Raw genomic sequence first — 25065 nt, 5'->3', positions numbered from 1 at the left:
CGAGGCGCGTCCGCGTCAGCACGCCGCCAGTCTGCCACAGCCCGAGTGCCGGTGGCCATCCACCGGGACGTCGTTCCCGACCGCTGGGACCGCCGTCGGCGGCCGGGCTGTCGGGGGCGGCCGGTAACGTGGAACGACGATGAGCACCCTCTTCGATCTCCCGCACGACGGTTCCTCCGATCCCGGTTCCGGCCCGGCGGGGCACGAGCCGGACGCCCTGCTCGCGGGCCTGAACTCGCAGCAGCGCGACGCCGTGGTGCATACCGGTTCCCCGCTGCTGATCGTCGCGGGCGCCGGGTCCGGCAAGACCCGGGTGCTCACCAGCCGCATCGCGCACCTGCTGGCGCAGGGCGTGCACCCCGGCCAGATCATGGCGATCACGTTCACCAACAAGGCCGCCGCCGAGATGAAGGAACGCGTCGCCGACCTGGTGGGCCGCCGGTCGAACGCGATGTGGGTGTCCACGTTCCACTCGATGTGCGTGCGGGTGCTGCGCCGCGAGGCGAAGACGCTGGGCTTGTCGTCGAACTTCTCCATCTACGACTCCGACGACTCCAAGCGGCTCATCACGATGATCGGCCGCGAGCTGGAGCTGGACTCGAAGCGGTACCCGGCGAAGACGTTGTCGATCCACGTGTCCAACCTGAAGAACGAGCTGGTCACGCCGGAGGAGGCCGCCGAGCGCGCCGGCAACGACCTGGAGCGCAAGGTCGCCCAGGTCTACGCCGCCTATCAGCGCAGGCTGGCCGACTCGCAGGCCGTGGACTTCGACGACCTGATCATGCGCACGGTGGATCTGCTGCGCGGCCACCCGGACATCGCCGAGCACTACCGGCGCCGCTTCCGGCACGTGATGGTCGACGAGTACCAGGACACCAACCACGCCCAGTACGCCCTGGTGCGCGAGTTGGTGGGCACCGAGGACACCGAGCTGGGCACTCCGCCCGCCGAGCTGTGCGTGGTCGGTGACGCCGACCAGTCGATCTACGCGTTCCGCGGCGCGACGATCCGCAACATCGAGGAGTTCGAGCGGGACTACCCGCAGGCGCGCTCCATCCTGCTGGAGCAGAACTACCGCTCGACGCAGACGATCCTCACCGCCGCGAACTCGGTGATCCGCCGCAACCCCAACCGCCGGGACAAGCGCCTGTGGAGCGACGCGGGGGACGGCGCCCCGATCGTCGGCTACGTCGGCGACAACGAGCACGACGAGGCCGCGTTCGTCGCGGGCGAGATCGACCGGCTCGTCGACGACGGCGAGGCCACGTTCAACGACATCGCCGTGTTCTACCGGACCAACAACCAGTCCCGGGTGTTCGAAGAGGTCTTCATCCGCCTCGGGCTGCCCTACCGCGTGGTCGGCGGCGTGCGGTTCTACGAGCGCCGCGAGGTCCGCGACGCGCTCGCCTACCTGCGGGTGCTGGACAACCCGGACGACACCGTGAGCCTGCGCCGCATCCTCAACGTGCCCAAGCGGGGCATCGGCGACCGGGCGGAGGCCGTCGTCGCCGCGCACGCCGACCAGGAGCGCACCTCCTTCGCCGCGGCGCTGCGGGCGGCCGCGCAGGGCCGCGTCCCGGCGCTGGCGACCCGCGCGCAGAAGCAGATCGCCGGGTTCGTGGCGCTGCTCGACGAGCTGGGCGAGGTCGCCGCCGAGGCCGACGTGGCCGAGGTGCTCGACGCCGTGCTGGAACGCACCGGCTACCGCGGCGAGCTGGAGGCCAGCGACGACCCGCAGGACGCGACCCGGGTGGAGAACCTCACCGAGCTCGTCACCGTCGCCCGCGAGTTCATCGAAGCCCGCGCGCCGCAGGCGGGCGAGGTCGCCGCCGAGGGCACCGACCCGTCCGCGGAGGCCGTCGTCGCGCCCGCCGAACCGGCCGCGGAGGACGCCGAGGAGCAGGACCTCGGACTGCCCGCCGACGACTCGCTCGCCGCGTTCCTGGAACGGGTGTCGCTGGTCGCCGACGCCGACTCGCTGCCCGAGTCCGGCGACGGCGTGGTCACCCTGATGACGCTGCACACCGCGAAGGGCCTGGAGTTCCCGGTGGTGTTCTCCACCGGCTGGGAGGACGGGATCTTCCCGCACATGCGGGCGCTGAGCGATCCGGCGGAGCTTGCCGAGGAGCGCAGGCTCGCCTACGTGGGCATCACCCGCGCCCGGCAGCGGCTGTACCTGTCGCGGGCGCTGATGCGCTCCGCGTGGGGGCAGCCGATGGCGAACCCCGCGTCCCGGTTCCTCACCGAGATCCCGGACGAGCTGATGCAGTGGCGGCGGATCGAGCCGGAGCGGGCCGCACCGCAGGTGCGCAGCACCTGGGGCGGTCGCGGCGGGTTCGACCGGGGCGGTTCGGACTCGGCGCAGGCCTCGGTGGCCTCGCGCGGCCTGCGCAGCACCGGGGCGCCCGGCTGGAAGGACACCGTCGCCATCAAGCTGGACGCCGGGGACCGGGTCACGCACGACAAGTACGGCCTCGGCACGGTGCTGGCGACCGAGGGGGAGGGGCCGCGGGCCACCGCGACCATCGACTTCGGCAGCGCGGGCACGGTCCGGCTCATGCTCATCGGCAGCGTGCCGATCACCAAGCTCTGACCCGGCCCGCGGGTCCTCAGCCGAAGTGCATGCTGAGGACGAGGGCCATCCTGCGGAACGCGGGGACCTTGCCCATGCCGCGGACCAGGGCCCGGTACGCCGGGCCGAGGCGTTCCAGGCCGGGGATGTCGAAGAAGGTGCGCTCCTCGTCGAGGACCAGTCCGGGCACGGCCCGCTCCAGCTCGGCGCCGCCGCGCACGCCCCAGGTGAGCCGGGCTCCCGCCGCGCGCACCGCGCCGTTGAGCCGGTGCGCCCACCGCGTCGCCAGCGGGCTCTGCACGTCGCAGATCAGGTGCCCGCTGGGGAAGTGCTCGGTGATGCGGCGCAGCAGCGCGGTCCCGTCCGCCTCGGTGAGGTACATCAGCAACCCTTCGGCGACGACCAGCGCCGGCCGGTCGCCCGGGACGTCGCGCAGCAGGTCGGGCGCGGTGACCGAGGTGCCGAGGACGTGGTGGTGCGCCCGCGCTGGGTAGATCCGCTCCCGCAGGTCGATGACCTCGGGGAAGTCGACGTCGTACCACTCGGTGCTCGGCGGCGGGTCGAGCCGCTGCCCGCGGCTGTCCAACCCGCAACCGAGGTGCAGCACGGTCACGTCCGGGTTCGCGGCGAGCCGCACCGCGGTGAGGTCGTCGAACAGCCGCCCGCGCAGCGCCACCGACAGCGCGTCGTTCCCGCGCAGCCCGGTGGCGTCGAAGTCGTGGTCGATGCGGCGCACGGCCTCCTCGGCGTAGGGGTCGTGCAGCACCGGGTTCGCGGTGCGGCTGTGCAGCGCGCGTCCGTAGAGGGTGGCGAGCATGGTGGCACGCGCACCGGTGAAGTCGGCCTTCTCGCGGTTCATCGCCGTTCTCCCAGGTGAGAGGTACCTGCGGAGCTCAAGCTACGCGCGTTTCACAACATCGTGAATAAAGGAAGCGTATGAATCGGGGACGTGGACGAGGGCGACCGGACCCGGCGGACAGGTTCGTGGAGCGCTTCGCGCTGGACCCCGCCGGGACGCCGCGGATGGCGGCCAGGGGTTCGCCGAGCTGCCGATCGCGCACGCTCGCCGCCGGTGTCGACGCGGTCGGCGCGGACACCGAGGCCGGTCGGCGCCTGGACGAGACGTGCCGCTTCTTCGCCTTCCTCCGCGCGGAGCTGCCCGCGCTGGTGCGGCGGTGGCGCGCGCAGCGGTGACCGGGCGCCGAACGGCCGGAGCGGACGGCGCGCCGGACCGTCACCGGCCTGGCGGGTCGTCCGCTCGCGGAACCGGGTGGATCAGGTGACGTCCACGCCGCGGGCGCTCAGCCACGGCAGCGGGTTGATCTTCTTGCCGCTGGCGTTCCACACCTCGAAGTGCAGGTGGGTGCCGGTGGAGAAGCCGCGGTTGCCCATGGTGGCGATCTGGTCGCCCGCCTTCACCTTCTCGCCCTCGCTGGCGGTGATGGTGTTGACGTGGCCGTAGACGGTGATCGTGCCGTCCTCGTGCTGCACGCGCACCCACAGGCCGAAACCGCTCGCCGGGCCCGCGTCGATGACCACGCCGTCGGCGGCGGAGACGATCGGGGTGCCCTTGCTGTTGGCGATGTCGATGCCGTAGTGCGTGGTGCCCCAGCGGCCGCCGAAGCCGGAGGTGAAGGTGCCCTCGGCCGGAGCGACGATCTTCGGTCGCTTGGCCTCCTCCTCGGCGGCGATGCGGGCGGCTTCCTCCTCCGCGCGCTGCTCGGAGATGCGCTCGCTCTTGGCCAGCTTCTCGACTTCGGAGTCGGCGCTGCTGACCTTGGCGACCGGCAGCATCTCCGGGGCCGGGGCGGAACCGCCCATGCCGCGGGAGGAGTCGTCGGTGGCGGAGCTGAAGGAAGCGGCCGCGTCCTGACCGGAGGCGAGGGGGGTGATGCCGTCCTGGTCGGGGGCCGGTTCGCCGCTGGCCATCGACTGACCTGCGGCGGCGAACGCGCCTGCGGCGACGGCTGCGACGACGAGTCGGCCGCGGATGACCGAAGGCGGGGTGGAGATCCGCCGCTGGCGCTGCTGCGGAAGATCGTGCGGGGACGACTCCTCGGCGATCGGGGCGCCGCCGGGGGAGCGGTGTCGAGACAAGGCCTGCCCTTCCGTCTCGGGGAGTCCGGTCACTGGCTCCCGGACGGGGTTCCGGGGCGCCGGTCGGGGTAACCGGCGGTCGTGATCGGACCGTGACAACGGACCGGGGGACAGTAACCAGGCTGATCCCCTAGGGGCAAATCCCGATCAGTGGTCGTTTGCTCACGGAGCGTGTTCACTGCTGGGCGGCCGGGAGTGGCCGCGCGCGGCGGGGCGGCGCGGCGTGCGGTGTTACCGAGTGGCACTGCCTGGCGGTTCGTGATCGAGGAAGTCGGTCCCGTTCGGGCTAGGGGAACGGGGTGGTTCCGCTTCGGGCGGTGATGCGACACGCCCAAGAGTGACGCAAGTCACAGAAAAAACAGCGCAACGCTCTCAACCTCGATGACCCGTACGAGGCCTCAAGCCGGACAACCCGCCCAGTGATCCCACTATTCCCGGACCGCCGGAACCGGCCCCGGCGCGACCGCCGACCCGGCGCAACCGCCGCCCGGGCCCGAAACGCCGACACCGTGCGTAGCCGCCGCGGATCCCCGGCGGGACCCGGGGCGATCAGTTGCTAGCGTCGGCGCGGTGAGTGCCCGGCCCGATCTCCCGTTCGAATCCCCGGAGACGCAGATGAGCCGCCCGACGGCGCCCGACCCCGCCGGTCCGCCGACCGGCCTCACCGCGGCGATCGCGCTGTCCGCGCTCGGCGCGCTGCTCACCGCGTTCGCCCCGCTGCTCGGACTGGTCGCGCCGGACATGCCGGCCGCGTTCACCTCCTGGCCCTGGCTGCTGGTCCCCGCGCTGGTCCCGGCGGTGCTCGCCGCGGTGTTCCGCGGCAGCCGGCCCGCGCTGGCCGCCGCCGTGCTGCTCGGGCCCGCGGTGCTCGCGCCCGGACGCCTGGTGCAGGACGCGCAGCTCCTCGTCGACGCGGGCCTCGCCGCGCGCCCCGAACTGCTGCTGCCCGACACCCTCGACCCGCTCGGCGCCGCGCCCGGCACCTGGGTGCTGCTGGCCGGACACCTGCTGGCCCTCGCCGCCGGCGTGCTCGCACTGATCGCCGGACGCGGGCTGTTCGACCACGCCGACGGGGCCTCCGACGCCTTCGGCTCCTTCGGGGAGGACGCCTTCGCGGGCAGCTCTGTCGCCGAGGCCGCCGCCGACGGCGGCTCCGGGCGCGGTCGCGCGGGCGCGCGCAGGCAGGGACTGCTCGCGCTGGTGCTGTGCGCGACCGCGATCGCCGCGGTCGGGCTGCTGATGGGGCCGTTCACCTCCGACGACCCGTACCTGCTGGCCAAGCCCGCCGTGGAGGCGCCGGTCGCGGTCGCGATCGGCAGCCTGCTGCTGGCGATCGCCGTGCCCGCGGCCGCCGGGTTCATGGCCGGGTCCGCCGACCGCGACCTGGTGCGCGGCGGGCTGCTCGGCCTCGCCGCCGGGCTCGCCGCCGTCGCGGTGCCGCCGCTGGTCGCGGTGGCGCTGCTGCCCCGGCTGCACTTCGGCTGGGGACCGGCGCTCGTGCTGGCCGCCGCGCTCGTGCTGGTCGGCCTCGCCGTCGAAGGCGGGCGCGACCCCGCCCGGAACTCCGGGGAGGTGCGGCTGCCCGCGCTGACCAGGTTGCTGCGCGCCGCCGGTGCGCTCGCGCTGCTCGCCGGTGCGCTGGCCGTCGTCGGCGCGCTCACCCCGCACCTGCGGATGCCCAGCTGGATCGACGACCCCTCGGTGTACCCGGCGCGGCTGCTGTGGCCCGGCGGCGTGCTGCTGGTGCTGCTCGGCGCGGCCCTGCTGGTGCCGTCGATCGCCGCCGCGGTGCGCCCCGCGCTGACCGCGGCCTGGGCGGCGCTGCCGCTGGCCGGGGCCGCCGCGCTGGACAGCGTGCTCACCTCCACCCAGGTCGCGGGCGCCGACGCGGCGCCGGGCGCGTGGGCGTCCGGCGCGGCCATGGTGTTCGCGCTGCTCGCCGCGATCACCGCGGCGCTGGCCGGCGGGGTGGAACGCGAAGAGGTGGACCTGGCCGAACCGGACTGGCAGCCGGAGCGCGGCGCGGACGTGGACCTCGCCGAGCGGAGCTGGCGGCCGGTGGTCGCGGTGCCCGCGGCGCTCGCCGCGCTGCTGGGGCTGGCCGCGGTGCTGCTGCCGGTGCTGTCCGCTCCCGACTACACCGCGCCGGGCGTGTTCACCCGGTTCGGGACCGCTTCCTGGGGGCTGATCGGCGCCGGAGTCGCGGTGCTGGTCGCGACGGTGCTCGCCGTCCGCAGCAGGCCCGCGCGGGCGGCGGCGCTGCTCGTCGGCGCGGCGCTGGTGATGGTGGTGCGGGCGCTGGAGTTCCCGCTCACCGCGGGGCGCGCCGCGGACGCCACGCCGGGGCCGGGGCTCTGGTGCGCGGTGGCCGCGGCGGTCGTGCTGCTGATCACCGCGCTGCTCGCGGGCCGCTCCGCCGAACGCTGAGGATCCGCCCGAGTGGTGCCCGCCGCCGAGTGCCGAACCCGGCTGGGCGGCACCTGCGCCGAGTGCCGAACTCCCGCCGGGGCGGCGCCTGCCGCCGCGCGCTGAACCCGCCAGGGCCGTGCCTGCCACCGGGCGGTCGTGCCGCTGTGCGCTGGACCCGCCGGGCGGCGCTGCCGCCCGCCGCGAGCGCGGTGCGCCGCGGAGCCGCGAAATCCGGCGGAGCGCAAAAAGGGGCGAAATTCCGCGCCGGAGCCCCTTGACGGTCGCCGAGGCGGTGTTCCGTTCGTCACTCCGCGGCGCCGTCCAGCGGTTTTCCCACTGCGAAATCCCCGGTCCGGATGCATCCACCTGCGGCGATCGGGCGAGCGGGGTGAGCCAGTTCACCGGGTGCGGCGCACCGGCCGTCCTCGCAGGTCGCTATGGTCGCCCAGTCCGACACCGACGTCGCAGGAGAGTCGAGTGGACCTGTACGAGTACCAGGCGAAGGAACTCTTCGCTTCCCACGGAGTGCCGACGCTGCCCGGTTCCGTGGCCACCAATCCCGAAGAGGCCAAGGCAGCCGCCGACGAACTCGGCGGGCCCGTGGTGGTCAAGGCCCAGGTGAAGACCGGGGGCCGCGGCAAGGCCGGCGGCGTCAAGCTGGCCGAGACGCCGGACGAGGCCCAGACCAAGGCCGAGGCGATCCTCGGCTTGGACATCAAGGGCCACGTGACGCGTCGTGTGCTGATCACGACCGCCTCCGACATCGCCGACGAGTACTACTTCTCCTTCCTGCTCGACCGCGCCAACCGGAACTTCCTGGCGATGGCCTCGGTCGAGGGTGGGATGGAGATCGAGGAAGTCGCCGCGACCAAGCCCGAGGCGCTGGCGCGCATCGCGATCGACCCGATCCAGGGCGTGGACGCCGCCAAGGCGCGCGAGATCGTCGAGGCCGCGAAGTTCCCGGCCGAGGTCGCCGACCAGGTCGTCGACGTGATCGTCAAGCTGTGGGAGACCTTCGTTTCGGAGGACGCCACGCTGGTCGAGATCAACCCGCTGGTCAAGGACCCGCAGGGCAAGATCATCGCGCTGGACGGCAAGGTCACGCTGGACGAGAACGCCGCGTTCCGGCAGCCGAAGCAGGCCGAGCTGGTCGACGCCGAGGCGGAGGATCCGCTGGAGGCGAAGGCCAAGGCCAAGGGCCTCAACTACGTCAAGCTCGACGGCGAGGTCGGCATCATCGGCAACGGCGCGGGCCTGGTCATGTCCACGCTGGACGTGGTGGCCTACGCGGGCGAGGCGCACTCGAACGTGAAGCCGGCCAACTTCCTGGACATCGGCGGCGGCGCGTCCGCGGAGGTCATGGCGGCCGGGCTGGACGTCATCCTCGGCGACAACGACGTGAAGTCGGTGTTCGTCAACGTCTTCGGCGGGATCACCGCCTGCGACGCCGTGGCCAACGGCATCGTGCAGGCGCTGAAGATCCTGGGTGACGACGCGACCAAGCCGCTGGTCGTCCGGCTCGACGGCAACAACGTCGAGGAAGGCCGGCGCATCCTGGCCGAGGCGAACCACCCGCTGGTCACCTTGGTCGACACGATGGACGGCGCGGCCGACAAGGCCGCCGAACTTGCTGCTGCGGGGGCGTGACCCATGGCCATCTTCCTCAACGAGAACAGCAAGGTCATCGTCCAGGGCATCACCGGCTCCGAGGGCACCAAGCACACCGCGCGGATGCTGAAGTCCGGCACCAACATCGTCGGTGGCGTGAACGCCCGCAAGGCCGGGCAGACCGTCGAGATCGAGGGCAAGGAGCTCACGGTCTACGGCTCGGTCGCCGAGGCGATCAAGGAGACCGGCGCCGACGTGTCGGTGCTGTTCGTGCCGCCGAAGTTCGCCAAGGACGCGGTCGTCGAGGCCATCGACGCCGAGATCCCGCTCGCCGTGGTGATCACCGAGGGCATCCCGGTGCACGACTCCGCCTACTTCTGGGCGCACGCGAACGCCACCGGGAACAAGACCCGCATCGTCGGGCCGAACTGCCCCGGCGTGATCTCGCCCGGCAAGTCCAACGCGGGCATCATCCCGGCGGACATCACCGGCCCCGGCAAGATCGGCCTGGTGTCGAAGTCGGGCACGCTGACGTACCAGATGATGTACGAGCTGCGCGACATCGGTTTCTCCACCGCGGTCGGCATCGGCGGTGACCCGATCATCGGCACCACGCACATCGACGCGCTCCAGGCGTTCCAGGACGACCCGGAGACCGAGGCGATCGTGATGATCGGCGAGATCGGTGGCGACGCCGAGGAGCGGGCCGCCGACTACATCAAGGCGAACATCACGAAGCCGGTGGTCGGCTACGTCGCGGGCTTCACCGCGCCGGAGGGCAAGACCATGGGCCACGCGGGCGCCATCGTGTCCGGTTCCTCGGGCACCGCGGCCGCGAAGAAGGAGGCCCTGGAGGCCGCCGGCGTCAAGGTCGGCAAGACCCCCAGCGAGACCGCGAACCTGATGCGCGAGATCGTCAAGGGCTGAGCTCCACCCCTTCCACGACCGGGGCGTACGGGATCGGGCGGGTCGGAAACGGATGATCCGTACCCGTTCGGTGGCCGAATCACAGTCCGATACCGTTTCGAGTGTCACTCTTCCGGGAGACACTGGTGTTCGCCCGGCCCTCGGCGAGGAGGAGTCCTCTCAACCATGTCCACGCCCTACGGTGCACCGCCGCCCCACCAGCAGGCACCTCCGCACGCAGGGCCTCCTCGTGCGGAGCCGCCGCAGCCCGGCAACGCGGGTGGCACCGACCTCAAGTCCATCCTGCCGCTCGTGGCCGCGGGCGCCGGGCTCATCGCCTTCGTGCTCGGGTTCTTCGACCAGGCCGCGGCCGGGCTGATGGCGGGCACGGCCGGGCTCGCCATCGTCGGGACCGCGGTGCTGATGGGGCTGCGGCTGCTGCCGAAGGCCCCCAACGTGCTGCCCGCCGCCGCCCCGCTCGCCGTCTACGGCGCGCTCGCGGTGCTGCTGGCCGTGATCGCCGGACTCGCCGGGGGCATCGCGATCGTCCAGCTCGTGCTGGCCCTCGTGCAGGCCGCCGTGGTCGTCGTGCTGCTGCTCGCCGAAGCGGAGGTCGTCGCGCTGCCCAGCGGTGGCGCCAGGACCCCCGACCCCCGCGGTCGTCAGCAGGGCCCCGGTACCGGCCCGTTCCCGCCGCTCGGCCAGCCGGGACCCGGCGGTCCCGGTGTCCAGGGGCCCGGTGCCCAGGGACCAGGTGTGCAGGGCGGCCCCGGGCCGCAGGGTCCCGGTGGCCAGCCGCAGCAGCCGTGGGGACCGCCGCCGGGTCAGCCCGGTTTCGGCGGGCCGCAGGGCGGGCCCGGTCAGCCGCAGCAGCCCCAACCCGGCCAACCCCAGCCCGGCCAGCCCCAGCCCGGCCAAGCCCAGCAAGGTCAGCCCGGGGGGTACCCCGGCCCCGGCCAGGGCCCGGGTGGGGCTCCCGGCCAGCCCGGCCCCGCTTACGGGCAGGGCGCGCCCGGTGGTTACGGGCAGGGACCCGGCGGCGGCTACGGCGGCCCCACCGGTTCCGGCGGCTACGCCCAGCAGGGCCCGGACAGCCCCGCGGGCGGCTCGCCCGCGGGTGACCCCGGCCCGGCCTCCGCGCCGCAGCCCCAGGTCACCGACGGCCCGGAAGGCACCCGGCAGATGCCGTACCCCGGCCAGAACTGACCCGACGCACCCTCGGAGGGGGGCGCCCCCCCCCCCCGGGGGGGCCCCGCGCCCGGTGTACGCCCTCGGTGCCCCGGGGGCGCCGGGAGCGGCGCCCCCGCCCCCCCCCCCCCCCCCCCCCCGCCGCCCGGTACCCCCCCGGCATGCGCCCTCCCCCCGCCAACAACCCCCCCCCCCCCCCCGGGGGGGGCGCCCCCCCCCCCCGGGGGGGGCCCCCTTCGCGCGTTCTCCGCCTTCTCTCCAGCGGTGAAGCCGTGAGCGGCGACCACGCAGCCCGGCCACCCGCCCCACCTCGCAGAACGAGCCCGGAGACACCGACAGAGACGAACTCTGCGTGATCGTCGTCGCTCGATGGGCGGACGCTGCGGCGCGTCACGGGGTGAAAGCGCCGGGGCCGGTGCGAGATTCGGCCGCATGCCGCTGATCGAATCGCCGTCCGATCCGGACCTGGTGCCCGAAGACGACGCCGAGCACCGCGAACCGATCGGCGCGCTCCGCCTCGGCGCGGTCGCGGCGGCCACGGTGCTCGCCGGCTACCTGCTGTCCGCGACGTTGCTCGCGCTCGCCACCGGCACCGCGAGCGGCCCGGAGATCGGCGCCGGCACCCTGCTGGCCGCGGCCGTGCCGGGCTGGCTGGTGGCGCACCAGGTGCCCCTGGTGGTGCTCGGGGCCCCGCTGTCGGTGCTGCCGTTCCTGCCCACCGCCGCGCTCGGGCTGCTGATCGCCGCGATCACGGCGGCCTTCCTGCGCCGCACCGGCTTCGACACCGCGCGCGACGCCGTCCGGGTGATCGGCGCGGTGGCGGCCGGGCACGCGGTGCTCGGCGCCGTGCTGGCCGCGCTGCTCAGCGGTGCCGTCGACGCCTCGGTGCCGGGCGCTTTCCTGCGCTGCGGGCTGGTCGCGGCCGCGGGTTCGGCGGCCGGGGCCTGCCGCGCCGGGGAGCTCCCGGCCGCGGTGCGGCGGCTCGCCGGGCCGACGATCAGCGCGGGGCTGCGCGGCGCGCTGCTGGTGTCGGCGTGCGTGCTCGTCGCCGGTGCGCTGGTGGCGGTCGTGGCGCTGTGCCTGTCCGCGGCGCGCGCCGGGGAGGTGCTGGGCCGCGCGGGCACGGCCGGTGACGCGTTCGGCCTGCTGCTGCTGTCGCTGCTGTACCTGCCGAACGCGGCGCTCGCCGGGTGGTCCTTCGCGGCCGGTCCGGGGATCAGCGTCGGCGGGTTGACCGCGCGGTTCTACGAGACCGCGCCGGGAGCGGTCCCGGACGTGCCGCTGCTGGCGGCGCTGCCGACCGGCGCCGCAGCCTGGTGGTGGCCGGTGGTGCTGGTGCTGCCGGTGGCCGCGGGCGCGGTCGTCGGTCTGCGCTGCGGCCGGGAGCTGGACCAGGCGCGGCGCCCGGCGGCGGTCGCGGTGGCCGCGGCGGTCGCGTCGTTCGGCGTGCTGGTGGTCGCGGCCCTGGCCGGGGGGAGCGCGGGCGGCGGGCCCTTCGACCCGATCTCGCTGCATTCCCCGGCGCTCGCCCTCGTCACGTTCGGCTGGGTGCTGGTGCCCGCGCTGCCCGCGGTGTGGCTGTTCCCCGTGCCCTGGCGGCCGGTGGACGAGTTCGCGGCGGAGCTCGACGGCGCCGCCGACCCCGACGACGAGGAGCGGGCCGAGCTCGGCGGTGCGGACGGCATCGGCCTCGACGGCGGGGACGACGTGGACCTCGACGACGAGGATCCGGACGGCGCGGCCGAGGAGGTCGACGAGTGGGACGGCGTCGACGAATGGGACGGCGCCGACGAGCCGGACGATCCGGACGAGCTCGACGAGGAAGCCGGCGAACCGGCCGACGAGTCCGGCTCCGGCGGCCCGGCCGCCGCAGACCCCGGGTTCGAGTTCGACGAGGCGGAGTGGGCCGACCTCGTGCGCCGCGCGCAGGAGGCCGAGGAACCCGACCAGGCCCGGTCCTGGTCCGGCGACATCCACGGCGACGCCGACGTCCCCGAACCCCGCCCTCGCGACGATGCGTCCCGGACCGCCGACGACGACGCGGACGGCCCGGCCTCCCGCTGACCGGTGCGGTGAGGGCTGGGCCACTCGCCCGGGACCTGGCCGAGTCCCGCACCGGGCCGCCGCCTACGCTGCTCGGTGAGATCGTGACCAGGCACTGTCAGGAGTCAGAGCTGAGCACCCCCGCATCGAACGCGGCCTCCGCAGCACGACCGGACCCTGCCCCCGGCACTCCCGAACCGGACCCGTCCGCGCGACCGCAGACGCGGTTCCGCCCCGGCGATCCGGCCCGCGTGGTCGTGCTGGTCTCCGGTTCCGGAACCCTGCTGCAAGCCCTCCTCGACGCCACCGCGCGCCCCGGCTACCCGGTGCGCGTCGTGGCGGTCGGCGCCGACCGGCCCGGCATCGAAGGTCTCGCGCGCGCCGAGCGCGCCGGCATCCCGACCTTCGTGCGCCGCGTCGCCGACCACGCGACCCGGCAGGACTGGGACGAGGCGCTGACCGAGGCGTGCGCCGAGCACGAACCGGACCTCGTGGTGTCCGCCGGTTTCATGAAGCTCGCCGGGGAGCGCTTCCTCGCCCGCTACGGCGGCCGCTACTTGAACAGCCACCCGGCACTGCTGCCCGCGTTCCCCGGCATGCACGGGGTGCGCGACGCCCTCGCGCACGGGGTGCGGGTCACCGGCTGCACGCTGTTCGTGGTCGACGCCGGGGTGGACACCGGGCCGATCCTGGCGCAGGAGGCGGTGCCGGTGCTGCCCGACGACGACGAGGCGAGCCTGCACGAACGCATCAAGGCGGTCGAGCGGTCGCTGCTCGTGGAGACCGTGGAACAGCTCGCGCGGCACGGCTGGACCGTGCAGGGACGGAAGGTGGAAATCCCGTGACCGAGAACTCGCAGGAACGGCGGCCGGTGCGCCGGGCGCTGATCGGCGTGTCCGACAAGTCCGGCCTGCTGGACCTGGCCACCGGGCTGCACGCGGCAGGCGTCGAGATCGTCTCGACCGGTGGCACGGCGCGCGCCCTCGCCGACGCCGGCGTGCCGGTCACCCCGGTCGAGGAGCTCACCGGGTTCCCGGAGGCCCTCGACGGCCGGGTCAAGACGCTGCACCCGCGGGTGCACGCGGGCCTGCTCGCGGACCTGCGCCGACCGGAGCACGCCGACCAGCTCGCCGAACTGGACATCCCGCCGTTCGACCTGCTGGTGGTCAACCTGTACCCGTTCGTGCGCACCGTCGCCTCCGGCGCGGCGCCCGACGAGGTCATCGAGCAGATCGACATCGGCGGCCCCGCCATGGTGCGCGCCTCGGCGAAGAACCACGCCAACGTGGCCGTCGTCGTCGACCCCGGCAAGTACGAGTGGCTGCTGGAGCAGGTGCGCGCCGGTGGCTTCACGCTGCCCGAGCGCGTCGAGCTGGCCGCGGAGGCGTTCCGGCACACCGCGTCCTACGACGTGGCCGTCGCGGGCTGGATGAGCCGGGTGCCCACCGGGGACGACGCCGCGTTCCCCGGCTGGCTCGGCGAGACCTGGGAGCGGCGCTCCGCGCTGCGCTACGGCGAGAACCCGCACCAGGCCGCCGCGCTGTACGTCTCCGGCGGGGAGGCCACCGGGCTCGCCGCCGCCGCGCAGCTGCACGGCAAGGAGATGTCGTACAACAACTACGTGGACGCCGACGCCGCGTGGCGCGCCGCCCACGACCACGACCGGCCCTGCGTGGCGATCATCAAGCACGCCAACCCCTGCGGCATCGCCGTCGCCGAGGGCATCGCCGACGCGCACCGCAAGGCCCACGAGTGCGACCCGGTGAGCGCCTTCGGCGGCGTCATCGCGGCGAACCGCGAGGTCACCGTGCCGATGGCCGAGCAGATCGCGGAGGTGTTCACCGAGGTCGTGGTGGCCCCCGGTTACGCCGACGGCGCGGTCGAGGTGCTGGCCCGGAAGAAGAACGTCCGGGTGCTCACCGCGCAGCCGCCGCGTTCCGGCCGGGTCGAGATGCGGGCCATCTCCGGCGGGACGCTCGTGCAGCAGTCCGACGCGATCGACGCCGACGGGGACGACCCGGCGAACTGGACGCTCGCCGTGGGGGACCCGGCGGACGAGGCCACGCTCGCGGACCTGCGGTTCGCCTGGCGCGCCTGCCGCGCGGTGAAGTCGAACGCGATCCTGCTGGCCGACGACGGCGCCACGGTCGGCGTCGGCATGGGCCAGGTCAACCGGGTGGACTCGGCGCGGCTCGCGGTGGCGCGGGCCGGGGAGCGGGTCTCCGGTTCGGTGGTCGCCTCCGACGCGTTCTTCCCGTTCGGCGACGGGCCGCAGGTGCTCGTCGACGCCGGGGTGCGGGCGATCGTGCAGCCGGGCGGCTCGGTGCGGGACGAGGAGACGGTCGAGGTGTGCCGGGCGGCGGGGATCCCGCTGTACCTGACGGGCACCAGGCACTTCGCCCACTGATCTGCTGCGCCCGGTCCGGTCGGCCGGGGTGGTGCTCCGGGGAGGGGCGGTGCGGGCCTTCGGGTCCGCGCCGCCCCTCTTCTCGTGCGCCGGGTTGTCGGTGGGCGGGGGCAGGATGTGGGTGTCCGGCGGGCTTCTCGGGACGGGACGCGCCTACCTGCGGTTATCGAACTTGTGTTCGCTCTTTGGTGTGAACGCCTTGACGGTGGGCTCCTGGCCAGGGTTTACTTGAGCCAGTCGAACAAGGGTTCGATCTCGGTCGGGTCGGGAACGACCTGCGGTGCGGTCCAGGGGCGGGGGGCCCGGGCCTGCCGGTGACCGGGGACTCCGGGCGTCGCGGGGGCGCGCGGAACGAGGGTGATCGGGACGGTGATGTCGAGGAAGGGACGCAACGGCAACGGCGGCGGTCCGCAGTGGAACGGGGACCGCCGGAAGTACTGAACTACCGGAAAGAAACTCCGGAGCGGTCGCCGTCGGGGGGCGGTCGTTCCACGAGGTGGTGCCGTTCGGGTGCAGACGGCACGTCCTCACCGCTGTCTCCCCACAGCGGACGTGGGTGCCCGAGACGGGGTCGGGCATCCCTGCGAACGAGGTGGGGAGACAGCGGATGTCCGCGAGCACGTCCTTGGTGGCGTTGGACGGGGTGACCACGGCTCACGGGGTGTCCGTGGCCACCTCGGTCGCCGAGGCGGGTGGCGATCCCGTTGCGGGACGGGTGCTGCCCGCGCGGGCGGAATTCGCCGCCGTGCTGCCATGGCCAGGCCTGCGCCGTGGCAGCACGGTGGCGGTGCACGAATCGACCTCCCTGCTGTTCGCCCTGCTGTCCGAGGCGACGGCGGAAGGATCTTGGGCAGCGGTCGTCGGGCTCCCGGGGATCGGCTTGACCGCGGCGGCCGAGGCAGGCGTGGAGTTGTCCCGGCTGGCCTTGGTGCCGAACCCGGGGGACGACCCGGTCGCCGTGATCGCGGCCCTGCTGGACGGGGTGGATCTGGTGGTGGTCGGCCGCCCGGGACTGGTGACCGAGGCCGACGCCCGCCGGTTGTCCACCCGGGCCCGGCACCGCGGTGCGGTGCTGCTGCCGTTCGGTGCCTGGCCGGGTGCCGAAGTGCGGTTGCGGTGCGGGCAGGCGCGGTGGCGCGGTGTGGGGCAGGGCCACGGGCACCTGCGGGAACGCGAGGTCACCGTGCGCGCGGGCGGACGCGGGGCGGCCTCCCGGCCGCGCTCGTGCCGGATGCTGCTGCCGGGACGCGGCGGGCCAGCGGCACCGCTGGAGTCCCCCGCGCCGTGGGAACCCGCCGCACCGTTGGGGCCCGTGGCACCGCTGGAAACCGTGGCTTCGCTGGAAACCGCCGCTCGGCCGGGACCTGCGGCGCGGCCGGAACCGGCGACGCCGCTGGAACCGGCGACGCCGCTGGAACCGGTGGCGCCGTGGGAACCTGCGGCTCGGCCGGGACCATCGCCGTGGGAACCCGCTGCGAGGTCCACGGCCGCCACGGGTTCGGGCGGAGGAGCCGGTTCCGGGCGGAACGCGGGCTCCGACGGGGTGCCGGATTCCGCTGGTGGGGCGAGGTCCAACGATGTCGGGGCCAGTGGTGCCGGGCCCCACGGCACCGGCCCAGGAGGCGCCTGCGCCAGCGGGGCGGTGAGGTCCAGCGGAGCAGCGCGGTCCAGCGGGTCGGCGACGCGGCGCGCGCTGCGCCCGGTGCGGAGCGGCGATCGTGCCGGCTGACGTCACCCGCCCCACCCCACCCCGGTCGGCCGGGGCTCCGGCCGCGGGGCACGACTCCGCGGTGCGGCGGTTCCTGGTGTGGTGCCCGGACTGGCCGGTGGTGGCGGCCTCCCGCGCCGACGACCTCGACCCGCTGGCACCCGCGGCCGTGTTCACCGCGAACCGGGTGCTGGCCTGCTCGGCGACCGCCCGGGACGACGGGGTCCGGCGCGGGATGCGGCGCCGGGAAGCGCAGGGCCGGTGCCCGGAACTCGTGGTGTCCGAACACGACCCGGCGCGGGACGCGCGGCTGTTCGAACCGGTGGTGGCCGCGGTCGAGCAGTTGACCCCGGGCGTGGAGGTCGTGCGTCCGGGGCTGGTGGCGGTGCCCGCGCGCGGCCCCGCCCGCTACTTCGGGGCGGAGGAGACCGCCGCGGAACGGCTCGTCGACCAGGTCGCCGCGCGGGCCGGGGTGGAATGCCAGGTGGGCGCGGCCGACGGCCTGTTCGCCGGGGTCCTCGCGGCCCGGCGCGGCGTGCTGGTGCCACCGGGCGGGAGCCGGGAGTTCCTCGCTCCGCTCGGCATCGGCGAGATCGACCAGCCCGCGCAGCGGCTCACCGCGAACCGCGCGGAACTGGTGGACCTGCTGCGGCGCTTGGGGATCCGCACGCTCGGCGAGTTCGCCGCGCTGCCCCCCGGCGACGTCACCACCCGCTTCGGCTCCGACGCGCTGCTGGCGCAGCGCTCCGCGCGCGGCGAGGAGGAACGCCCGCCGGACCGGCGCCGCCCGGAACCGGAGCTCACGGTCACCGAACGGCTGGACCCGCCGGTCGATCGGGTGGACGCGGCGGCGTTCGCGGCGAAGGCGCTGGCCGAGCGGCTGCACCGGTTGCTGGCGGACCGCGGCGTCGCCTGCACGCGGCTGGGCATCGCCGCGCGGACCGAGCACGGCGAGGAACTGCACCGGGTGTGGCGGTGCGCGGAACCGCTGACCCCGGCCGACACCGTGGACCGGGTGCGCTGGCAGCTCGACGGCTGGCTCAGCGCCCGGTCGCGGGAACCGCGCCCCACCTCGGGGGTGGCGGTGCTGGCGCTGTCCCCGGAGGAGGTCGTGGGTGCGGGCGGGCTCCAACTGGACCTGGTGCGCTCGGCGACCGGTGCCGCCGACGCCCGTGCGGGACGCGCGTTCGTGCGCGTGCAGGGGCTGCTCGGGCCGGACCGGGTGCTGGTGGGCGTGCCCTCCGGCGGTCGGGACGCGCGGGACCGCGTGACGCTGGTGCCGTGGGGCGCGGAACGCCACCCGCGGCTGGAACCGGACCGCCCGTGGCCGGGGCGGATTCCGGCGCCGTCCCCGTCGGTGCTGCCCGAGGAACCGTGGCCCGCGACGGTGCTCGACGAGTCCGGAGAACCGGTGCGGCTCACCGCGCGAGCGGAGCTGACGGCGCCACCCCGGCGGGTGCTGGTGCGCGGTCGCGGCCGGGAGATCGTCGGCTGGGCCGGTCCGTGGCCGCTGCGGGAACGCTGGTGGGACCAGGGCCCCGGCAGGCGGGAGGCGCCGCTGATCGTGCGGCTGCAGGTGGTCCTCGCCCCGGACACCGGAGCGGACGAATCCCGGGCCGGCGGCGGCCAGGACGACCGGCACGACCGGCACGACCAGGAAGACCAGGACGACCCGGGCGAAGTGGCCTTGCTGCTGGTGCACGAGGACGCCGCCTGGTGGGTGCAGGGGGTGTACCGATGAGCTGGTTCAACCCGCCGCAGAGCTGGTCGGAGCTGGAGAAGGCGCTGTCCGGCGCCGGCCCCCCGCCGCGCGACGAGCGCTATCCCGCCGACGACGACCCCGAGCGGACCCGCGCGCCCCACGGGGCCGGCGGCGAACCCGGGCCGGCCGAAGTCCCCTACGCGGAGCTGCACGCGCACTCGCACTTCAGCTTCCTGGACGGCGCCGGCCACCCGGAGGAGCTGGTCGCCGAAGCCGCCCGTCTCGGCCTGGAAGCGGTGGCGCTGACCGATCACGACGGCATGTACGGGGTGGTGCGCTTCGCGGAGGCCGCCGCCGAGCACGGCGTGCGCACCCTCTTCGGCGCTGAACTGGGCCTGGGCAGCGGCGGCGGCCGGGCTTCCGCCCGCACCGGCGAACCGGACCCGCCGGACCGGCACCTGCTGGTGCTGGCCCGCGGCCCGGAGGGCTACCGCCGGTTGTGCCGGGCGATCACCACGGCGCAGCTGCGCGGCGGGGAGAAGGGCCGCCCGCACTACGACCTGGCGGAGCTGGCGGCGGAGGCCGCGGGGCACTGGCTGGTGCTGACCGGCTGCCGCAAGGGCGCGGTGCGCGCGGCGTGGACCGAGGGCGGGACGCCCGCGGCCGCGGCGGAGCTGGACCGGCTGGTGGCGCTGTTCGGCGCCGAGAACGTGGCCGTGGAGCTCACCGACCACGGGCTGCCGGAGGATTCGGTGCGCAACGACGCCCTGTTCGAGCTGGCGCGCAGCCGCGGGCTGCGGGCGGTGGCGTCCACGGCGGCGCACCTGCCCTCCCCGGAGCGGGAGCGGCTCGCCGCGGTGCTGGCGGCGATCCGGGCGCGCGGCAGCCTGGACGAGCTGGACGGCTGGCTGCCGCCGTCGGCGGGCGCGCACCTGCGGTCCGGCGCGGAGATGGCTCGCCGGTTCGCCCGCTACCCGGGGGTGGTGGCCGCGGCCGCCGAGCTGGGCCGGGAGTGCGCGTTCGACCTGCGGCTGGTGGCGCCGCGGCTGCCGCCGTTCGACGTGCCGCCGGGCCGCACGGAGGCCCAGCACCTGCGGGAGCTGACGATGCGGGGCGCGCTGGACCGCTACGGCCCGCCGGAGCGGAACCCGGCCGCGTACCGGCAGCTGGAGCACGAGCTGGCGGTGGTCGAACGGCTGGGCTTCCCCGGCTACTTCCTGGTGGTGCACGACATCGTCCGGTTCTGCCAGGAGCAGGACATCCTGTGCCAGGGCCGGGGTTCGGCGGCGAACTCGGCGGTGTGCTTCGCGCTGCGGATCACGAACGCGGACCCGGTGCGCTACGAGCTGCTGTTCGAGCGGTTCCTCGCCCCGGAGCGGGACGGCCCGCCGGACATCGACCTGGACATCGAGTCGGACCGCCGCGAGGAGGTCATCCAGTACGTGTACGGCCTGCACGGCCGCACGCACGCCGCCCAGGTGGCGAACGTGATCTCGTACCGCCCGAAGTCGGCGGTGCGGGACGTGGCGCGGGCGCTCGGCCACTCGCCGGGCCAGCAGGACGCGTGGAGCAAGCGGGTGGAGTCCTGGCACGAGCTGCCCGCGGACGAGGAGATCCCGGCGCAGGTGCGGGAGCTGGCGGACCAGCTGATCGGTTTCCCCCGCCACCTGGGCATCCACTCCGGCGGCATGGTGCTGTGCGACCGGCCGGTGAGCGAGGTGTGCCCGGTGGAGTGGGCGCGGATGCCGGGCCGCACGGTGCTGCAGTGGGACAAGGACGACTGCGCCGCCGCGGGGCTGGTGAAGTTCGACCTGCTGGGGCTGGGCATGCTCTCGGCGCTGCACTACGCGATCGACCTGGTCGCCGAGCACCACGGCCGCCGGGTGGACCTCGGCGAGCTGGACCTGGCCGACGACGCGGTGTACGAGATGCTGCGCCGCGCCGACGCGATCGGCGTGTTCCAGGTGGAGAGTCGCGCGCAGCTGGCGACGCTGCCGCGGTTGAAGCCGCGCGAGTTCTACGACCTGGTGGTGGAGGTGGCGCTGATCCGCCCCGGCCCCATCCAGGGCGGTTCGGTGCACCCGTACATCCGCCGCCGCAACGGGCTGGAGGAGTGGGACTACGAGCACCCGCTGATGGCGGGGGCGCTGGCGAAGACGCTGGGCGTCCCGCTGTTCCAGGAGCAGCTGATGCAGCTGGCGGTGGACGTGGGGGGGGGGGCGCCCGCGGAGGCCGACGAGCTGCGCCGGGCGATGGGCGCGAAGCGCTCGGGAACGCGGATGCGGCGGCTGCGGGACCGGTTGTTCGCGGGCATGGCGGCGAACGGCATCGGCGACGAGCTGGCGGAGCGGGTGTACGCGCGGCTGCTGGCGTTCTCGAACTACGGGTTCCCGGAGAGCCACGCGTTGAGCTTCGCGCTGCTGGTGTTCGCCAGCGCCTGGTTCAAGCGCTACTACCCGGCGGCGTTCTGCGCGGCGCTGCTGAAGGCGCAGCCGATGGGGTTCTACTCGCCGCAGTCGCTGGCCGCGGACGCGCGCAGGCACGGCCTGCGGGTGCTGGGCCCGGACGTGAACGCGAGCCGGGTGCGCGCCGACCTGGAGCCGGACGAGCGTTCGGACGGCGGGCAGGCGGTGCGGCTGGGCGTGGCGTCGGTGCGCACCGTCGGCGAGGCCGTCGCGGAGCGGCTGGTGGCGGAGCGGGCCGAGCACGGCCCGTTCGCGGACCTGCCGGACGTGGTGCGGCGGGTGGGCCTGTCGGCGCCGCAGATGGAGGCGCTGGCGACGGCGGGCGCGTTCGGCTGCTTCGGCCTGTCCCGCCGGGAGGCGCTGTGGAACGCGGCCGCCGCGGCGGCGGACCGGCCGGACCGGTTGCCGGGCACCACGGTGTCGGCGGCGGCGCCGGTGCTGCCGGGGATGGACGGGGTGGAGCTGGCCGCGGCGGACGTGTGGGCGACGGGCGTGTCGCCGGACAGCTTCCCGGTGCAGTTCGTGCGGTCCCGCCTGGACGGTTGGGGAGCGGTCCCGGCCGCGGGGCTGGCGGAGGTGGCGCACGGGACGCGGGTGCTGGTGGGCGGTGCGGTGACGCACCGGCAGCGCCCGGGGACGGCGGGCGGCATCACGTTCCTGAACCTGGAGGACGAGACGGGGATGGTCAACGTGGTGTGCTCGCCGGGCCTGTGGGCGCGCTACCGCTCGGTGGCGCGGGGCAGCGCGGCGCTGCTGGTGCGCGGGACGGTGGAGCGCTCCGAGGGGGTGGTGAACCTGCGGGCGGACCGCTTGCAGCGCCTCGACATGAGAATTCCCTCGACATCCCGCGACTTCTGTTGACTGCTGCTCCCCCTTTGCTGCGAGGGGGTGGGGTGGCGGAACCTCAGCGGTTCCCTCGCTGCGGGATCGATTTCCCAAGTGGCTCCGCCACGAGGGAAATCGCTGTCCTCGCGAGGAAACCGCTGAGAACCCGCGGGTGGTCCGGTTGCTTTGGTGGTCGTTGGCTCAGCGGCTTCGCCGCTGACAGGAATGGTCAGCCGGCCGGTTCGCAGCGGCGGAGGGCGAGCAGCACGTAGGTGCGCACGGCCTGCTCCAGGTCGGCGAGGGGCACGTGCTCGTCGTGGGCGTGCGCGTAGCGGATGTCGCCGGGGCCGAACTGCAGCGTCGGCACGCCGGCGGCCGCGTACAGGCGCAGGTCGGTGCCGTAGGGGGCGCCGAGCACCCGCGGTTCCGCGCCGCCCGCGCCGCCGATCGCGCCGCGGGTCTCGTCCAGCAGCGGGTGGCCCGCCGGGAGCCGCCCGCTGGCGAACACGCCGCCGGGCCAGCTCACCCGCACCGGGTGCTCGGCGAGCCACGGGTCGGCGGCGCAGGCTTCGGCGACGGCGGCGGTGAACTCGGCCTTCGCGGTGTCGAGGTCCTCGTCCAGCCGCACCCCGTACCGGCCTTCGGCGACGGCGAGGTCGGGCACCGTGCTGGCCCAGTCCCCGGCGCGCACCACGCCGACCGACAGCGGGTACGGCAGGTCCAGGTGTGCGACCAGCGGATCCGGGTCGGCGTTGCGCCGCGCCTCCAGCTCCCGCAGCGCGGGCAGCAGCCCGGCGAGCCCGTCGACCGCGTTCACCCCGCGCAGCCGGGTGGAGCCGTGCGTGCTCTGCCCGGGCACTTCCAGCCGGAAGGTGAGCGAGCCGCCGTTGGCGGCGACGACATCGCCCCCGCTGGGTTCGGCGAGCACGACGGCCTGCGCCCGGTGCCCGCGGCGCAACGTCGCGAACGCGCCGAGCCCGCCGTCCTCCTCACCGACGACCGCGTGCACCCCGACGGGCCGCCGCAGCGGGATGCCCGCGGTGCGCAGCGCCTCCAGGGCGCCGAGGAACGCCGCGATGCCGCCCTTCATGTCGCAGGTGCCGCGGCCGGCGGCGACGCCGTCGTGCACGCGCAGCGCGTACGGGTCGCGGTCCGGCCAGCGGTCCAGGTCGCCGGGCGGCACCACGTCGGTGTGGCCGCAGAACACCAGCGCCGGTTCGCCGTCGCCGAGGACGCCGACGCAGCCGTGCGCCACGTCCCGTTCGGCCTCCTGGCCGGGGAAGCCGGGCTGCGCGGCGAGCTCGTCGAGGTCGATGCGCCAGTGGTCCACCCGGTGCCCGAGCCCGCGGAGCCGGTCGGCGCACCACTGCTGCGCGTCCTGCTCGCCGCGGCTGCCGCCGACGCTGGGGATGGCGACGAGCTCCCGCAGGTCCCGCAGCACCCCGTCGAGGTCGATGGCCGCCAGCGCGGCCCGTTCGAGGTCGGTGCGGGCGGGTTCGCCGTGCTCAGTGCTGCTGCGCGAGGTGGTCACGACCCGAGTGTGGCGCATGGTCGTCGGGCGCTGGAGGGCTGCTACTACCATTCCGGCGTGGCCGAGGGCGACAAGATCGAGCGCGAGTTCGAGATCGGGAAAGACGGGCTGGGCGGCATCGTCGTGGGCATGGACGGCAGCCCGGCGAGCTTCCACGCCGCCTCGTGGGCGGCGGGACTGGCCCGTCGGGAGCGAGCGCGCCTCGTCCTGGTCTACGTGGAGGCCGTGGGCGGCGTCGCCTACTGGTCCCCGATGGGGGTGGCGGTGGCCAGCGAAGCCGCCGAGAGCCTCGTCGAGGAGTTGAAGAAGGAGGTCGTGGCGCACCTGCGCTACATCGACATCGACTGGGACTTCGTGCACCACCGCGGTGATCCGGCGGTGGGCCTGGAGCAGGTCGCCGAGCAGTACCGGGCCGACCTGATCGTGGTGGGCCGGTCCCGGCGCCGCGGCGGACTGCTGGGCACGGTGCCCGCGACGCTGGTGGTGGAAGCGGTGCGGCCGGTCGTCGTGGTCCCCTGATCATTCCCACTATTAATTGAAAGTTCGATCAATTCGCTGTGCGTGGTGCCGATACCGCCGAATGGCGGAAGTGCGGATGAGCGCGTTGAACTGGCCTCATCACCGGTCCATCCGTGTGAGGATGTCGGGCATGAGCGAGGACGGGCCCGGATTCGAGGAAGGGCCGAACACCGTGTGCTTCACCTGCGCCGGTTTCCGGAAGGTGAGCGAACCGCGGTTGTACGCGATCCAGGCCACCCGGGAGACCGAGACGGGCATGTCGATGGGCGAATGGCGGAGCTGCCCGCACTGCGGCGGATCAGGCAGGTTGCCGGGGTTGCAGCCGCCGAGCTGAGCGGCCGCCCGGCACCGCCGCGAAAGCCGGACGCGCGGCCGGGACCGTCGGTGCTTTCTGCGAAGCTGGCCGCATGCAAGAGGATCTGCGCACCCTCGGCGAGGACTTCTCCGACGCGGTGCTGACCGGTGCGGAATGGGACGGCCGTGAATTCGCGCACTGCGATTTCACCGATGCCGACCTCGGTCTGCTGCGCGCGCGGAACTGCGTGTTCACCGAATGCACCTTCCGCCGCACCGATCTCGCCGAGTCGCGGATCCGGGCGTGCGCGTTCCGCTCCTGCCGGTTCGACCGGGCGGTGCTGCGCGATTCCCGGTGGGAGGGGTGCAGCCTGCTCGGTTCGTCCTTCGTGGACTGCCGGTTGCGGCAGTGGAAGCCGGGGGAGACGGACCTGACCCTGGCGGGGATGGGCCGCGCCGACCTGCGCGGGCTGGACCTGCGCGGCGTCCGGTTCCGGGAGGCGAACCTCGGCGAAGCCGACCTGCGCCGCTGCGACCTGCGGGAGGCCGACCTGATGGGCGCGCGGCTGCTCGGCACCCGGTTCGAGGAGGCCGACCTGCGCGGCGCGATCATCGACGCCGACGGACTCGCGCAGAGCGTGCTGGCGGGCGCACGGGTGGATGTGAACACCGCCCTGGCGTTCGCCGCCGCGAAGGGCCTCCGCGTCGACTGACCCACCCGCGGGCCGCGCCCCGGGAAAGGAGAACCGGCACCGCCCGCGAGGGGCGATGCCGGTTCTCCGGACCTGCTC

Annotated in this window: 18 protein-coding genes; 15 read left to right on the top strand and 3 right to left on the bottom strand. The window is 74.6% G+C overall.

Annotated features, from left to right (window positions below; all coding sequences use genetic code 11):
* Positions 1-139 precede the first annotated feature (139 nt).
* The gene (locus LCD35_RS20610; protein WP_224957977.1) at positions 140-2593 is read left to right on the top strand and encodes a UvrD-helicase domain-containing protein; all 2454 of its coding nucleotides are present in this window, start codon (positions 140-142) and stop codon (positions 2591-2593) included.
* Between the two features lie 16 nt (positions 2594-2609).
* Here the strand turns inward: LCD35_RS20610 and LCD35_RS20605 are convergent, their stop codons facing one another.
* Complete coding sequence (locus LCD35_RS20605) at positions 2610-3431, bottom strand: class I SAM-dependent methyltransferase (RefSeq protein WP_224957976.1); 822 nt, start codon at positions 3429-3431, stop codon at positions 2610-2612.
* A 125-nt stretch (positions 3432-3556) separates the two neighbouring features.
* Here LCD35_RS20605 and LCD35_RS20600 point away from each other — a divergent pair, with 125 nt between their 5' ends.
* Positions 3557-3766: a hypothetical protein gene (locus LCD35_RS20600; protein ID WP_224957975.1), complete on the top strand. Its 210-nt coding sequence runs from the start codon at positions 3557-3559 to the stop codon at positions 3764-3766.
* An 81-nt stretch (positions 3767-3847) separates the two neighbouring features.
* Here LCD35_RS20600 and LCD35_RS20595 read toward each other — a convergent pair whose 3' ends face one another.
* Positions 3848-4702 carry a M23 family metallopeptidase gene (locus LCD35_RS20595; RefSeq protein WP_224968726.1) on the bottom strand — a complete coding sequence of 285 codons (855 nt, stop codon included), beginning with the start codon at positions 4700-4702 and terminating at the stop codon, positions 3848-3850.
* A gap of 582 nt (positions 4703-5284) precedes the next feature.
* Between LCD35_RS20595 and LCD35_RS20590 the strand changes: the two genes are divergently transcribed.
* The 10 genes from LCD35_RS20590 (at position 5285) to LCD35_RS20545 (ending at position 21966) form a co-directional block, all read left to right on the top strand.
* Entirely contained in the window at positions 5285-7096 is a 1812-nt protein-coding gene (locus tag LCD35_RS20590) for a hypothetical protein (protein ID WP_224957971.1), read from the top strand.
* A gap of 459 nt (positions 7097-7555) precedes the next feature.
* Positions 7556-8725: an ADP-forming succinate--CoA ligase subunit beta gene (sucC, locus tag LCD35_RS20585; protein ID WP_224957969.1), complete on the top strand. Its 1170-nt coding sequence runs from the start codon at positions 7556-7558 to the stop codon at positions 8723-8725.
* 3 nt (positions 8726-8728) lie between these two features.
* A complete protein-coding gene (gene sucD, locus LCD35_RS20580) occupies positions 8729-9613 on the top strand; it encodes a succinate--CoA ligase subunit alpha (RefSeq protein ID WP_224957967.1) in 885 nt (294 codons plus the stop codon).
* A gap of 165 nt (positions 9614-9778) precedes the next feature.
* Positions 9779-10798 (top strand): DUF5336 domain-containing protein, encoded by a 1020-nt coding sequence (locus LCD35_RS20575; RefSeq protein ID WP_224957965.1) that lies wholly within the window; start codon positions 9779-9781, stop codon positions 10796-10798.
* Positions 10799-11212: 414 nt separating this feature from the next.
* Positions 11213-12844, top strand: coding sequence for a DUF6350 family protein (locus LCD35_RS20570; RefSeq protein ID WP_224968828.1), 1632 nt, complete (start codon positions 11213-11215; stop codon positions 12842-12844).
* Between the two features lie 230 nt (positions 12845-13074).
* On the top strand, positions 13075-13668 hold the full coding sequence (purN, locus tag LCD35_RS20565) for a phosphoribosylglycinamide formyltransferase (RefSeq protein WP_224957956.1): 594 nt from the start codon (positions 13075-13077) through the stop codon (positions 13666-13668).
* Positions 13665-15230 (top strand): bifunctional phosphoribosylaminoimidazolecarboxamide formyltransferase/IMP cyclohydrolase, encoded by a 1566-nt coding sequence (gene purH, locus LCD35_RS20560; RefSeq protein WP_224957954.1) that lies wholly within the window; start codon positions 13665-13667, stop codon positions 15228-15230. Before purN ends, purH begins: the two co-directional genes overlap by 4 nt.
* 607 nt (positions 15231-15837) lie before the next feature.
* Positions 15838-16959 carry a hypothetical protein gene (locus LCD35_RS30530; RefSeq protein WP_308016932.1) on the top strand — a complete coding sequence of 374 codons (1122 nt, stop codon included), beginning with the start codon at positions 15838-15840 and terminating at the stop codon, positions 16957-16959.
* 61 nt (positions 16960-17020) lie between these two features.
* Positions 17021-18679 (top strand): DNA polymerase Y family protein, encoded by a 1659-nt coding sequence (locus tag LCD35_RS20550; RefSeq protein WP_225044688.1) that lies wholly within the window; start codon positions 17021-17023, stop codon positions 18677-18679.
* Positions 18676-21966 carry an error-prone DNA polymerase gene (locus tag LCD35_RS20545; protein WP_225044686.1) on the top strand — a complete coding sequence of 1097 codons (3291 nt, stop codon included), beginning with the start codon at positions 18676-18678 and terminating at the stop codon, positions 21964-21966. The genes LCD35_RS20550 and LCD35_RS20545 overlap by 4 nt, the downstream gene beginning before the upstream one ends.
* 193 nt (positions 21967-22159) lie before the next feature.
* Here the strand turns inward: LCD35_RS20545 and LCD35_RS20540 are convergent, their stop codons facing one another.
* Complete coding sequence (locus LCD35_RS20540) at positions 22160-23461, bottom strand: ArgE/DapE family deacylase (protein WP_225044685.1); 1302 nt, start codon at positions 23459-23461, stop codon at positions 22160-22162.
* A 57-nt stretch (positions 23462-23518) separates the two neighbouring features.
* On the opposite strand from LCD35_RS20540, the gene LCD35_RS20535 reads away from it, so the two are divergent.
* The 3 genes from LCD35_RS20535 (at position 23519) to LCD35_RS20525 (ending at position 24987) form a co-directional block, all read left to right on the top strand.
* The gene (locus tag LCD35_RS20535) at positions 23519-23980 is read left to right on the top strand and encodes a universal stress protein (RefSeq protein WP_224957948.1); all 462 of its coding nucleotides are present in this window, start codon (positions 23519-23521) and stop codon (positions 23978-23980) included.
* Between the two features lie 130 nt (positions 23981-24110).
* On the top strand, positions 24111-24314 hold the full coding sequence (locus tag LCD35_RS20530) for a hypothetical protein (protein ID WP_224957946.1): 204 nt from the start codon (positions 24111-24113) through the stop codon (positions 24312-24314).
* Between the two features lie 73 nt (positions 24315-24387).
* Positions 24388-24987: a pentapeptide repeat-containing protein gene (locus tag LCD35_RS20525; RefSeq protein ID WP_224957944.1), complete on the top strand. Its 600-nt coding sequence runs from the start codon at positions 24388-24390 to the stop codon at positions 24985-24987.
* Positions 24988-25065 lie beyond the last annotated feature (78 nt).

The organism is Saccharopolyspora sp. 6V, from assembly GCF_020176785.1.
Classification (GTDB): Bacteria; Actinomycetota; Actinomycetes; order Mycobacteriales; family Pseudonocardiaceae; genus Saccharopolyspora_C; species Saccharopolyspora_C gregorii.
This window is presented reverse-complemented; position numbering and strand designations above follow the sequence as displayed.

Coding starts and splice junctions, on each gene's coding strand:
- LCD35_RS20610 (WP_224957977.1), top strand. CDS start 140: ATGAGCACCCTCTTCGATCTCCCGCACGACGGTTCCTCCGATCCCGGT.
- LCD35_RS20605 (WP_224957976.1), bottom strand. CDS start 3,431: ATGAACCGCGAGAAGGCCGACTTCACCGGTGCGCGTGCCACCATGCTC.
- LCD35_RS20590 (WP_224957971.1), top strand. CDS start 5,285: ATGAGCCGCCCGACGGCGCCCGACCCCGCCGGTCCGCCGACCGGCCTC.
- sucD (WP_224957967.1), top strand. CDS start 8,729: ATGGCCATCTTCCTCAACGAGAACAGCAAGGTCATCGTCCAGGGCATC.
- LCD35_RS20575 (WP_224957965.1), top strand. CDS start 9,779: ATGTCCACGCCCTACGGTGCACCGCCGCCCCACCAGCAGGCACCTCCG.
- LCD35_RS20570 (WP_224968828.1), top strand. CDS start 11,213: ATGCCGCTGATCGAATCGCCGTCCGATCCGGACCTGGTGCCCGAAGAC.
- LCD35_RS30530 (WP_308016932.1), top strand. CDS start 15,838: ATGTCCGCGAGCACGTCCTTGGTGGCGTTGGACGGGGTGACCACGGCT.
- LCD35_RS20545 (WP_225044686.1), top strand. CDS start 18,676: ATGAGCTGGTTCAACCCGCCGCAGAGCTGGTCGGAGCTGGAGAAGGCG.
- LCD35_RS20530 (WP_224957946.1), top strand. CDS start 24,111: ATGAGCGAGGACGGGCCCGGATTCGAGGAAGGGCCGAACACCGTGTGC.
- LCD35_RS20525 (WP_224957944.1), top strand. CDS start 24,388: ATGCAAGAGGATCTGCGCACCCTCGGCGAGGACTTCTCCGACGCGGTG.